The organism is Streptomyces sp. NPDC004266, from assembly GCF_042874095.1.
Lineage (GTDB): Bacteria > Actinomycetota > Actinomycetes > Streptomycetales > Streptomycetaceae > Streptomyces.
On the sequence record NZ_JBIAMM010000008.1, the window covers coordinates 32,878 to 44,307 of the forward strand.

At 72.7% G+C, this 11,430-nt stretch carries 9 protein-coding genes; 4 read left to right on the top strand and 5 right to left on the bottom strand.

The features are described from left to right. Positions 1-3: 3 nt before the first annotated feature. The 3 genes from fdhF to ACFYUZ_RS20220 are packed head-to-tail and all read right to left on the bottom strand — an operon-like array spanning position 4 to position 4,693. Entirely contained in the window at positions 4-2,697 is a 2,694-nt protein-coding gene (gene fdhF, locus ACFYUZ_RS20210) for a formate dehydrogenase subunit alpha (protein ID WP_389311086.1), read from the bottom strand. Further along, positions 2,694-4,382: an NAD(P)H-dependent oxidoreductase subunit E gene (locus tag ACFYUZ_RS20215; RefSeq protein WP_389311087.1), complete on the bottom strand. Its 1,689-nt coding sequence runs from the start codon at positions 4,380-4,382 to the stop codon at positions 2,694-2,696. The genes fdhF and ACFYUZ_RS20215 overlap by 4 nt, the downstream gene beginning before the upstream one ends. 53 nt (positions 4,383-4,435) lie before the next feature. Then, on the bottom strand, positions 4,436-4,693 hold the full coding sequence (locus ACFYUZ_RS20220) for an SHOCT domain-containing protein (RefSeq protein WP_389311651.1): 258 nt from the start codon (positions 4,691-4,693) through the stop codon (positions 4,436-4,438). 237 nt (positions 4,694-4,930) lie between these two features. Here ACFYUZ_RS20220 and ACFYUZ_RS20225 point away from each other — a divergent pair, with 237 nt between their 5' ends. From ACFYUZ_RS20225 to ACFYUZ_RS20235, 3 genes are all read left to right on the top strand, one after another. Then, entirely contained in the window at positions 4,931-6,145 is a 1,215-nt protein-coding gene (locus tag ACFYUZ_RS20225) for a nitrate/nitrite transporter (protein ID WP_389311089.1), read from the top strand. 80 nt (positions 6,146-6,225) lie between these two features. Beyond that, the gene (locus tag ACFYUZ_RS20230) at positions 6,226-6,972 is read left to right on the top strand and encodes an ABC transporter ATP-binding protein (RefSeq protein ID WP_389311091.1); all 747 of its coding nucleotides are present in this window, start codon (positions 6,226-6,228) and stop codon (positions 6,970-6,972) included. A 2-nt stretch (positions 6,973-6,974) separates the two neighbouring features. Further along, positions 6,975-9,911 carry an ABC transporter permease gene (locus ACFYUZ_RS20235; RefSeq protein ID WP_389311093.1) on the top strand — a complete coding sequence of 979 codons (2,937 nt, stop codon included), beginning with the start codon at positions 6,975-6,977 and terminating at the stop codon, positions 9,909-9,911. Positions 9,912-9,950: 39 nt separating this feature from the next. Here ACFYUZ_RS20235 and ACFYUZ_RS20240 read toward each other — a convergent pair whose 3' ends face one another. Continuing rightward, a complete protein-coding gene (locus ACFYUZ_RS20240) occupies positions 9,951-10,517 on the bottom strand; it encodes a flavodoxin domain-containing protein (protein ID WP_389311095.1) in 567 nt (188 codons plus the stop codon). Between the two features lie 6 nt (positions 10,518-10,523). Next, positions 10,524-10,856, bottom strand: coding sequence for a GYD domain-containing protein (locus tag ACFYUZ_RS20245; RefSeq protein WP_389311097.1), 333 nt, complete (start codon positions 10,854-10,856; stop codon positions 10,524-10,526). A 264-nt stretch (positions 10,857-11,120) separates the two neighbouring features. Here ACFYUZ_RS20245 and ACFYUZ_RS20250 point away from each other — a divergent pair, with 264 nt between their 5' ends. Then, positions 11,121-11,303: a hypothetical protein gene (locus ACFYUZ_RS20250; protein WP_389311099.1), complete on the top strand. Its 183-nt coding sequence runs from the start codon at positions 11,121-11,123 to the stop codon at positions 11,301-11,303. The last annotated feature ends 127 nt before the right edge of the window (positions 11,304-11,430 follow it).

Here is an 11,430-nt window from a genome sequence, read left to right on the forward strand (position 1 = left end):
CGATCAGCCCTCGGGTGCCGTCGGCCGCAGCCGTACCGCCGTGACCTTGTACTCCGGACACGAGGTCACGGTGTCGGCGTGCTCCGAGGTGAGGGAGTTGACGCCGCTGGCCGGGAAATGGAACGCGCAGAAGACCTGTCCCGGAGCGAGTTCCGTTCCGACGCGGGCGACGAGTCGCGCCTGTCCGTGGCGGCTCTCGACGGTGACGGGAACGCCGTCCCGCAGTCCGTGGCGTGCGGCGTCCTCGGGATGCAGGTCCAAGCGGTCGTGCGCGTCCAGAAGAAGGTTGCCGCCGCGCCGGGTCATGCTCCCGGAGTTGTAGTGGGCCCATCGGCGCCCCGTGACGAGCACCAGCGGATAGTCCTCGTCCGGCTCCTCGCCGGGCGGCAGATAGGGAGCCGCCGCCAGGTGGGCGCGCCCGTCGGGAGTGGCGAAACCGTCGGCGTACAGAGTGCGTTCGCCCGGCTGGTCCGGCGCGGGACAGGGCCAGGGGACGGCCCCCTCCCGTTCGATCCGTTCGTGCGAGAGGCCGGCGAAGAGAGGCGTCACGCGTCCGCACTCGACGAGGGCCTCCGCCGGGGTGGAGCAGCCCAGGTCGGCACCGAGGGCGTCGGCGACGGCGTGCACGACCTCGAAGTCGGAGCGTGCCGTGCCGGGCGGAGTCACCGCCGGCCGTACGCGCTGGAAGCGGCGGTCGAAGTTGACGAAGGTGCCGTTCTTCTCCAGCCAGGAGGCCACGGGCAGGACGACATCGGCGTGCCGGGCGGTCTCGCTGAGGAAGAGCTCGTCGACGACGACCAGCGGGCAGGTGTCGAGGGCCTCAGCGACCCGCCGGCTGTCGGGATCGGTCGTGCAGACGTCCTCACCGATGACCCACAACGCCCGCAGCCGGCCCTCCCGAGCCGCCGCGAACATCTCGGGGATGCGCATGCCCGGCCGTTCGGGAACCGGTCGGCCCCACACGGCCTCGGCACGGGCGCCGGCCCCCGGGTCGGTGACACGGCCGTAGCCCGGCAGCAGATCGGGCAGGGCGCCCATGTCGGACGCACCCTGCACGTTGTTCTGGCCGCGCAGGGGGCTGATGCCGAACCCGCGGCCGGTGCCTCCGACGGCGCCGCGCAGGATGGGGAGGTTGGCCAGGGTCCGCACACCGTCGGTGCCGTGCAGGTGCTCGGTGACCCCGAGGCCGTACAGGACCGCCGGCCGCTCGGCGCGGCCGTAGAGCCGGGCGGCCCTCCTGATGTCGTCGGCGGGGACACCGGTGATCTCGGCGACCCGCTCGGGCGGGTACTCGGCCAACAGGTCGGTGAGTTCGGCCAGCCCGGTGGCGCGGTCGCGGAGGAAGCCCGAGTCGGCCATGCCCTCGTCGACGAGGACGTGGGCGAGGCCGTGGAAGAGGGCGACGTTGGTGCCTGGGCGGGGGCGCAGGTGCAGGTCGGCGTGGCGGGCGAGGCCGACGGATCGAGAGTCGGCCACGATCAGGGTGGCGCCTGCGAGTGCGCGCTGGAGGAGGCGGGCGCCGACGACGGGGTGGGCCTCGACGGGATTGGCGCCGACGACGAGGAGGCAGTCGGCGGCCTCGACGTCGTCGAAGGGGTCGGTGCCCCCGGCACGCCCGAAGGACGCCGTGAGGCCGGCGGCGGAGGGGGCGTGGCAGAGGCGGGAGCAGTTGTCGACGTTGTTGGTGCCGATGACGGTCCGCAGGAACTTCTGGACGAGGTAGTTCTCCTCGTTGGTGGCGCGGGCGGAGGAGATCGCGGCGACCGCGTCGGGGCCGCCGTCACGTACCGCGGCGCTCAGGCCGTCGGCGATCCGGGCCACGGCCTCCGCCCAGCTCGCGGGCCGCAGGACGCCGTTCTCACGGAGCAGGGGCTCGGTGAGCCGCTCGGCGGAGCCGAGGTATCCGTACGCGAAGCGGCCCTTGACGCAGGCGTGGCCCTGATTGACGGGCCCGTCCCGGGCGGGAAGCACGGCGGCGACCCGGTCCTCGCGGACGACGACGTCGAGGGTGCACCCGACCCCGCAGTAGCCGCAGGTGGTGCGCACGCGGTCGGCGGGCGCCTGCCGTGAGGTGAGGCCCTGACCCGGCCCGGGCTGGGTGATCGCCCCCGTGGGGCAGGTGTCGACGCAGCCGCCGCAGGACACGCAGTCGGATGCGGCCCAGGCGCCGCCGGTTCCCGGGGCGACGACCGTGTCGGCACCGCGCCCGGTGAGGGTGAGCGCGAACGTGCCCTGGACGTCGGAGCACATCCGGACGCAGCGCCCGCACGCGATGCACAGGTCCCGGTCGAGATGGACGTACGGGTGACTCTCGTCCCGACCGCGCGTAGGAGCACCGGCCGCCGTGTTCGCCGGAATCTCCAAGGACCGGCACGCCTCTGCCAGTTCACTGTGTGCGCCATCGGCGAGCGCGTGCGGTGGGAGCGACGAGGCGATCAGGGCGACCGCGTCCCGGCGCAGGTTCCGTACGCCTTCGTCGGCGGTGTCGACGGTGAGGCCCGGTGTCGCGGGCGTGACGCATGCGGCGACGGTCCGACCGTCGGCGCGGACCAGGCAGGTCCGGCAGGAGCCGGCCGGTCGGAGGCGGTCGTCGTGGCAGAGGGCGGGCAGGTCGGCTCCGGCCTCACGTACCGCGTCGAGCAGCGTGCCCCCGGAGGGCGGTTCGACCGGAACGCCGTCGACCTGGAGCCGGGTCATCGGTCCCATCCTTCCAGGGCCGACCCGTAGGCACGGGCCAGGCTGCGGACGGCGGCGGGGACACGGCGGCCGAAGGCGCAGAGACTCGCCTCGCCCATCAGCCGCGTCAGCCGCTCGTAAGACTCACCCGGCCCGCCCCGGCCCTGCGCGAGTCCGAGCCCTCCTCGAGTGCCGAGCCGGCAGGGCGAACAGGCTCCGCAGCTCTCGTCGGCGGCGAACTCCCAGACGTGTCGCAGGAGTTCGTAGGGATCGGTGCTGGCGTCAAAGGCGACCAGGCCGGCGTGGCCGAGGGCGGCGCCGTGCGCGGTGAGCGCGGCCGTGGTGAGCGGGACGTCGAGGGCGGTCCCGGCGAGGAAGCCGCCGAGGGGTCCGCCGATCTGCAGGGCCACGAGCTCACGGCCGTCCTTGAGACCGCCGCCGAACCGGGTGACGATCTCGCCCATGGGAGTGCCGAGTTCGACCTCGTAGGCCCCAGGGCGGGCGAAGCGTTCGGACAGGCACACCAGCTTGGTGCCAGTCTCGTCCGGTACGCCGCGTCGGGCGTAGGACGCTCCGCCGTGGGCGACGATCCAGGGCACGGCTGCCAGCGTCTCCACGTTGTTGACCACCGTCGGCGCGTCCCACAGGCCGTGGTCCGTGGGGTACGGGGGCCGGGGACGCGCACAGCCGCGAGCGCCTTCGAGGCGGGCGATCAGGGCGGTCTCCTCACCGGAGACGTAGGAACCCGCTCCCTCGACGACCTCGACGAACGGCCGCGGACCGGCTGCCCCGGCGGAAGGAGCCAGGTCGCCCGCCTCCGTCGCGCGTGCCACCGCCCGGCGCAGCCGAACCATCGCTTGCGGATACTCGGATCGCACCAGGACGATCCCCCGCCCTGCGCCGCAGGCGAAGCAGGCCAGCGCGAGGCCCGCGAGTACGCGCTCGGGGTCCTCCTCCATGAGCAGCCGGTCGGCGTACGAGCCCGGGTCGCCCTCGTCCCCGTTGGCGACGACGACCGCGCCCGGCCTCCCCGCCACCGCGGCCCACTTGTCGGCCACCGGGAAGCCGGCGCCGCCCCGCCCGCGGAGTCCCGAGGCGGCGGTCTCCTGCTGTACGTCATCGGGCCGCAGCCCAGTCACCGCTGCCCGCCACACGTCCCAGGCGTCCTGCCCTCCCACGATCCCGGCGAGCAGGACGGGCGCACCGGTGGTGTCGGCCGCGGGGATGCCCGGGGCGCGCGGTTCGGTCCGCCCGCGGAGTTGGTCGGCCAGGTCCGGGCCCGTACGGGGAAGGGTGCCGTCGAGGGCGGCGGGGCCCGCGTAGCAGTAGCCGAGGCAGTGCACGGTCTGCAGCGAGGTGGCACCCGCCTCGTCGACCGTGCCCGCCAGCACGCCGAGAGCGCGCTCGACCTCCGCCACATACTGGCCACCCCGCGCCGCGAAGCACGCCGTCGCGGTGCACACCCGCACATGCCGCTCGCCGCGCGGGGCGGCGAGATCGGCGAAGAAGGTGGCCGGGCCGAGCCCCGCGGCGTGCGGGAGTCCGACTGCCTCCGCGACTTGGGGCGCCCACTCCGAGGGCCCTTCAGCGGTAACCGATCTGGCACGCTCCAGCGCGGCCGACAACAGCCCGCCGCGCCCTCCGCGCCGAGCCGTCAGCTCACGGAGCGCGTCCGAGCGGCGGCCCGGCTCCCCGGACATCCTCATGCTCCCAGGGTGACCGGCCGTTCCCCCGCCCGCATCCCGGCCGGCCATGGGGCTCACGGTTCCGCGCTGCGCAGGGCGGTCAGGCGCCGACGGTACTCCTCCTCGTCGATCTCACCACGCGCAAGTCGCTCGCTCAGGATCTGCTCGGCCGACATGGCGGGCCGAGACCCCGGCGGTCGATGCGAGGCGCGATCCAGTGTGCGAAAGAGCATCACCGCGATGGTGATGAGCAGGCCCCAGAACAGCACCATGCCGGCCGACATGGCGAACCAGCCCCATCCGTTCATGCCGTCGCCGTACCAGAACATCATCGCCACTCACACTCCCGGCGGCGGCCGGCAGGAGCAGGACGCCCCGCCTCGGGTCCCTCCGCCACTCCCACCGTGCGCCGCCCCAGGACGCCCGCACAGGGGCCGACCGGCCCCTGACCGGGGGCCGGACGGTCACGGAACGGAACGAGCGGCCCTTGGAGCCGGGGCCCGGCGGCCGGAGAGTGGGGGAACAACACGGCTCACGCCGTCCACGCGGATCGCTGCCGGGAGGCCACCATGGACCGGAACACGGGGAGCCCGCCGGTCGCGGACGCGCCGCGGCCCTGGCAGATGCTGCTCCTCGCCACCACCGGGTTCGCCCTCTGCTTCTGGGCGTGGGCGCTGCTGGCCCCCCTCGGCCCACGGCTCCGGGACGACCTCGACCTCAGCTCCTTCGAGCAGTCCCTGGTGGTCGCCGTGCCCGTGGTGGTCGGCGCGCTCGGCCGGATCCCGGCGGGGGCGCTGACGGACCGCTGGGGTGCACGCCGGGTCTTCCCCCTCGTCGCGGCCCTGACGATCCTCCCCGTGCTGTACCTGGGGCACCTGGCCGACTCGTTGGTCGAGGTGCTCGCGGGCGGCTTCCTCCTCGGGCTCGGCGGAACGGCCTTCGCCGTCGGCGTACCGTTCGTCAACGCCTGGTACCCGCCCGCACGGCGTGGCGTCGCCCTCGGCGTCTTCGGCATCGGCACCGGTGGTACGGCCCTGTCGGCCTTCACCACCGTCCAGCTCGCTGATGCCGTCGGCCGTGCGTTCCCCTTCGATCTCGTGGCGGGCTGCCTCGCGGTGTACGCCGGAGCGGCCTGGTTCCTCCTGCGCGACAGGCCGGGGCGGGCGACGGCGACGGGGTCGCTGCTCTCGCGCACCGCCCTGGCCGTGCGGACACCGGCCACCTGGCAGCTGGCGTTCCTGTACGCCGTTTCCTTCGGCGGCTTCGTCGCGTTCAGCGTCTACCTGCCGACCTACCTCACCCGGGCCTACGACCTCGGCCGCTCCGACGCCGCACTGCGCACCGCGGGCTTCGTCGTCCTCGCCGTGGCCATGCGGCCCGTGGGCGGCTGGCTGTCGGACCGCATCCGTCCCGTACCTGTACTGACGGTTTCCTACGGGATCGTTTCGGTGTGCGCCCTGGTCGCGGCGTTCGAAGCGGACCTGGCCCCCGTGGGAACGGCGGCCTTCTTCGGCATGGCCGCAGGCCTGGGCGCCGGGTCCGGGGCGGTCTTCGCCCTCGTCGCACGGCTGGTACCGGCCGAGCGGGTCGGCTCGGTGACCGGAGTGGTCGGTGCGGCGGGCGGTCTCGGAGGCTTCTTCCCGCCCCTCGTGATGGGAGCGGTCGACAGCGTCGCGCACGACTACACATGGGGGTTTGTCCTCCTCGCGCTCACCGCGACGGCCGCGGGCACCTTGGCCGCCACCGCGGTCCGGCGACGCGCCCGGGCGACCGCGGACGCCTGATCGCGGCAACGTCGATTGGGCCCTTCGGCCCCTCTTCGGGGCCTGGGTGGCCGTAGCCCCCCATTCCTTCGGAGGGTGGTATGGAGAGCATGAACACCGACCGGGCACTCCTCGTCGCCACCGGCGTCAGCAAGATCTACCGGACGGGCTCCGTCGAGGTCACCGCCCTGCTCGACCTGGACCTCCTCGTGCGCCACGGCGAGATGGTGGGAGTCATGGGACCGTCCGGTTCCGGGAAGACCACGCTGTTGAACTGTCTGTCGGGGCTCGACGACATCGACGGCGGCCGGGTGGAGGTGGACGGCCACGACCTGTTCGCGATGACGGACGCGGCGCGCACGGAGCACCGGGCCCACACCATGGGCTTCGTCTTCCAGGCGTTCAACCTCATCCCCGTCTTCTCCGCGGTGGAGAACGTCGAACTGCCCCTGCTGCTCGTGGGCACCCGGCCGCGTGAGGCACGTCGCAGGGCGCTGGCCATGCTCGACCGGGTGGGCCTGGGCCACCGCGTCGAGCACCGGCCGAGCGAGATGTCCGGCGGCGAACAGCAGCGGGTTACCATCGCCCGCGCGCTGGCCGGACGCCCGGCCATCGTGTGGGCGGACGAACCCACCGGCAACCTCGACAGCGCGATGGCCGACCAGGTCATGGACCTGCTGTGCGAGCTCAACCGGGACGAGGGTCAGACGATCGTCCTGGTCACCCACGACAGCGCCATCGGCGCGCGTGTCCCCCGACTGATCCGGATGCGCGACGGGCAGCTGGTCGACGACGTCCGCCGGCCCGTCATCGCCCCGGCTGCGATCCGCGACCTCCCCATGGGCTGACCATGTACCCGAACCTCCTCATCCCGCTGCTCACCGCCCTGGCCCTCGCCCTCGCGGCCCTGGTGCTGGTCGCGGTCCGGCAACCGGTGTCACGGCGGCTGGCCTTCCGGCAGGTCGCCCGCCGACGCACCGAGGCGGCACTGGTGATCGGCGGATCGATGCTCGGCACGGCCATCGTCATCGGGGCCTTGGTCGTCGGCGACACCTTGAACTTCTCCGTACGACAGGAGGCGTACCGCACCCTGGGACCGGTGGACGAACGCGTGGTCGCCCCTCCGGGGCCGACTGGCCGCGCCGTCACCGAACGACTGTCCGGCCTGGCGGGAAATCCCGACGTCGACGGAGTCCTGAACGCCCGGGCGACCCAGGCATCGGCCGTCAGCACCGCCGACGACCGCACGGTCGCCGAGCCGCGCGTCCTGGCCTGGCAGATGGACTTCGCCAAGGCGTCGCGCTTCGGCGCGGCGGGAGGCGACTCCGGTCTCGGCGGGCCTGACCCGAAGCCCGGGCAGGTCGTGGTCAACGAGCCGCTGGCCCGGTCCCTGAGCGTGGGAGCCGGGGATCCGGTCACGGTGTACCTGTTCGGGGCACCGCGGACGTACCGGGTCGAGCGTGTGGTGCCGGAGCAGGGCCTCGCCGGTGTGGGCCTGGGCGGCAGGCTGAACCGCGACGTGTTCCTGCCACCGGAGACCCTGGACTCCGCCGCCCGGGCCGCCGGTGCGGAGCCGCGCTCGGTCACCTTCGTGTCCAACCGCGGCGGCGTCGAAAGCGGCGAAGCCCTGACGGACCGGGTGACCGCCGACATCCGGCAGGCTCTGGGCCCGCTCGCCGGGCAGACCGCGATCGACACCCCGAAGCACACCGTCCTGCGGGACGCCAAGCAGGCCGGAGACTCCCTCGGAGCCCTGTTCCTCATGATCGGCAGCTTCAGCATCATCGCGGGCGCCCTGCTCCTGGTGAACATCTTCGTGATGCTCGGCGAGGAGCGGAAGTCCCAGATGGGCATGGTGCGGGCCGTCGGGATGAAGCGCTCGCGGCTGGTCGGGTCCTTCACCCTCGAAGGGTCGACGTACGCCCTGCTCTCCGCCCTGCCGGGCGTGGCCATCGGGGTCGCCGTCGGCTGGGGCGTCGCCGTGGTGGCGGCGCAGATCTTCCAGGGCTGGTCGGTCGGCGGAAGCAGCATCCGCATCGCGTTCGCCCTCACACCCACCAGCGTCCTCAACGGACTTGCCATGGGCCTGCTCATCGCCTTCGCCGCGATCCTCGCGACCAGCGTGCGCATCAGCAGGTTCAACATCATCGCCGCGATCCGCGACCTCCCCGCCACACCCGGGCAGGGCCCACGCCGCCGCCTGCTCGCGGTCTCCACCGCCCTGGCCGTCCTGTGCGCGTTCGTGGCCGTCCCGGCCGTGGCGCGCAGCCAGCCCGACGCGACGTACCTCATGCCGGCGCTCGCCCTCGCCTTCGCCACTCCAGCGCTGCTGCGCGTCCTCCCCCGTCACACGGTCACCACCCTGGTCGCCGGAGCCGTACTCGCCTGGACGCTCCTGGCACCCGTCATCCGCCCCCGGATCTTCGACACGCCCTCCATGTCCGTGTACGTCATCCAGGGAGCCCTGGCCGCCTTCTCCGCCGTGGTGCTCGTCAGCGACAACCAGAAGACGCTGCTCCGCCCCGTACGGCGACTCCTCCAACGCCCGACGGAAGGCGGTCTCGCGGCACGGCTCGCGGTCGCCTACCCCTTGGCCAAGCGGTTCAGGACCGGCGCGACGCTGGTGATGTACACCTTGATCGTGTTCGTCCTCGTCCTCCTGACGGAGATCTCGGGCATCCTCCGCGCCGGCGTCGACGGCGTCGTCGCCGACGCCACCGCCGGATACTCCCTGCGGCTGGACTACAACCCGCAGGTCGCCGGCGAACGACTCGCCGCCGAGCTGCGGGCCGGCCCCTCGGCTGCCGGGATCTCCGCGGTGACACCGCTGGTCAACGCCACCGGCAGGGCCACCGACCCGGGGCACCGCAGCACCCAGCCCCTCGACATCGCGGCCGTCGGGGTGCCCGACGGCGCGATCACGGGCATCACGTTCCGGGAGCGGCTGCCCGGCCTGGAGAACGACCCCGCGGTATGGCGGGCCCTCGCCTCCGACCCCCGCTACGTCGTTCTCGACAACTTCTTCGGCAGCACCGGCGGCCCGGCGGGCGACTACTACGACCCAGGGGACACCCTCACCCTGACGGATCCCCGGACCGGTCGCAGCGAACAGAAGGTCATCGCCGGTGTGCTCAGCAACGGCTTGGTCTTCTACCCGGGTACGGGGGCCAGTTCGACCACGTACCCCGTGGTGCTCAGCGAGCAGGCGACGCGTCAGCTCTTCGGCACCCAGGCACAGAACGCCTCCGCACTGGTGAGCACCAGCCCCGGAACCTCCCCCGACGCGTTGGCGACCCGGCTCCAGGGCGAGCAGCTGTCGTCCAGCCTGGTCGCCACACCCATCGAGTCTGACATCCGCCGGCAGTTCGACTCCAGCACCGCCTTCTTCCGCCTCATGCAGGGCTTCCTCGCCCTGGGCCTCGGCGTCGGCATCACCGGCCTCGGCGTCGTCATGGTGCGTGCCGTACGCGAACGCCGCCGCACCATCGGCATCCTGCGGGCCCTCGGCTTCCGGGCACGGACCGTCCAGCGGTCCTTCCTCGGGGAGAGCACCTTCATCGCCCTGGAGGGAATCGTCCTAGGATCCCTCCTCGGCGTCCTCACCACCTGGCTGATGTACAGCAACAGCGCCGCGTTCGAGGGCCTCGAAGGCGGGTTCCCGGTCGAATGGACGAGCATCTTCGGCCTGGCCGCAGCGACCTTCGCCGCGTCGCTCCTGGCCACGATCGGGCCGGCCCGTCGCGCGGCCGCCATCCGCCCGGCCCTCGCGGTCCGCGTCACCGAATGACGAGCACCCCAGGACGGCTCGTCCGACCGACCCCGGTGGTCAGGCGTCGTCGTCACGCGTTCCGCTTCCCCGCGCACGGCCTCCTCGCCACATGTCGAGCTCCCGGGCGATGCCGTCCGCCCAGGCGTCGATCGCCGCCCAGTCCCGGTGGTCCCCGTAGCGGCAACCAAGCAACCGGAACAGCAAGGCACCCTTCCGGTCGAGGTGCTCGCGCCGGATCACGCCCGAGAAGCGCCCATGGTCCCGAGGACGGACGACCTCGACGAGAGCAGCAATACGCGGCTGCACCATGCGTTCGGCAAGCCGGCGCAGCGGCCCGGGCAAGGCGGCGGTCATGCCGACGCTGAACATCCACGTCGGTCGATCGCCCAAGCGATCGGCGTTGTCCCTGACGAAGCCTTCTGCCGCCGGCAGCCAGGCGCCGTCATGGACCGCGCTGCCCAGCACGAGCGCGTCGCCCGGCAAGGGCCCCTGTCCCTCGGAGGACGCGCGCAGCGCCTGGGTCTCCACATGGTGCCCGCTCAGGCGCAACCGCTCACCGATCCGGTCGGCGATCTCCTGCGTGGAGTGATGTTCGGACGCGTAGAGGACCCGAACGGAGGCCATTGCGGCTCACTGCTCCGTGCCGGGAGGCCGGTACCGGACGTGTCCCGCTCTGCGCAGGGCATCCAGGGTGTCATCGACGGTCAGGAGAACGGTCGTCTCGAAAGAGCTGAGTGCGCCACCTCCACTGATCGCCAGCGCGACCGCAGCCATGGAGACGTTGTCCGGAGCTTCCCACAGGTTGTAGCCGTCATGCGTGCCGAAGGCGTACCAGAAGCCGTGGAGCTTCCCACCGACGGACTCGATGTACGACCGGGCGGCCTCGGCGCGGTCCTCAGGGTGCCCGATCAGCCTCGCCCAGGTCTCCGGCGTGTAGCTGAACCTCGACAGATAAAGCGGCATCGGGTCTCTCCTTCGTTTCCCCCACGGATGCCCGCGCGGGGGTGGAGAGTCGCCGGATGGCCCCGCAGATCCCCCGAACAGCGGGCACGATGACCGGCACAGCCCACCATTGACGGCGAGTGTGCGGCCCGGGCCGTGCGCAGAGGGTTTGCGTCTGGGGCGGCGGGGGGCGGCGACCGCTCGACGGCCCGGGGGGTGTCAGAGGGCGGGAAGGCTTCCCGGGCAACGGTCGACCTACCCGACCGCGGTCCTCCAGTGCGCCCCATGAGCCGACACGACGGACGCCTGCCTCCCGACCACCGCGTGCGCCGCTGCTCGGTCGCGCTCTTCGTCGGCGCGTCCCTCACGAGCGCCCTCGGGCTGGTCCTCGACAACATGTGGCTGCTCGCCGCCGACGCGTGGCACCTCATCGCAGTCGTCACCCTTGAACTGGTCTACCGCTCCTGACCATGCGCGTCAAAGGACCTCCCAGGCCGTCGGCAGCGACTACGAGGCATGCTCCGTGGCGACCTGTCGGCCCACCCCTCGCTTGTATGCCAACTCTCCGCCGCCACGGGCCGGCAGTCAGAGGTCC

Excerpts from the sequence above, each read along its gene's own strand:
- fdhF (WP_389311086.1), bottom strand. The coding sequence starts at position 2,697 with ATGACCCGGCTCCAGGTCGACGGCGTTCCGGTCGAACCGCCCTCCGGG.
- ACFYUZ_RS20215 (WP_389311087.1), bottom strand. The coding sequence starts at position 4,382 with ATGAGGATGTCCGGGGAGCCGGGCCGCCGCTCGGACGCGCTCCGTGAG.
- ACFYUZ_RS20220 (WP_389311651.1), bottom strand. The coding sequence starts at position 4,693 with ATGATGTTCTGGTACGGCGACGGCATGAACGGATGGGGCTGGTTCGCC.
- ACFYUZ_RS20225 (WP_389311089.1), top strand. The coding sequence starts at position 4,931 with ATGGACCGGAACACGGGGAGCCCGCCGGTCGCGGACGCGCCGCGGCCC.
- ACFYUZ_RS20230 (WP_389311091.1), top strand. The coding sequence starts at position 6,226 with ATGGAGAGCATGAACACCGACCGGGCACTCCTCGTCGCCACCGGCGTC.
- ACFYUZ_RS20235 (WP_389311093.1), top strand. The coding sequence starts at position 6,975 with ATGTACCCGAACCTCCTCATCCCGCTGCTCACCGCCCTGGCCCTCGCC.
- ACFYUZ_RS20240 (WP_389311095.1), bottom strand. The coding sequence starts at position 10,517 with ATGGCCTCCGTTCGGGTCCTCTACGCGTCCGAACATCACTCCACGCAG.
- ACFYUZ_RS20245 (WP_389311097.1), bottom strand. The coding sequence starts at position 10,856 with ATGCCGCTTTATCTGTCGAGGTTCAGCTACACGCCGGAGACCTGGGCG.
- ACFYUZ_RS20250 (WP_389311099.1), top strand. The coding sequence starts at position 11,121 with ATGAGCCGACACGACGGACGCCTGCCTCCCGACCACCGCGTGCGCCGC.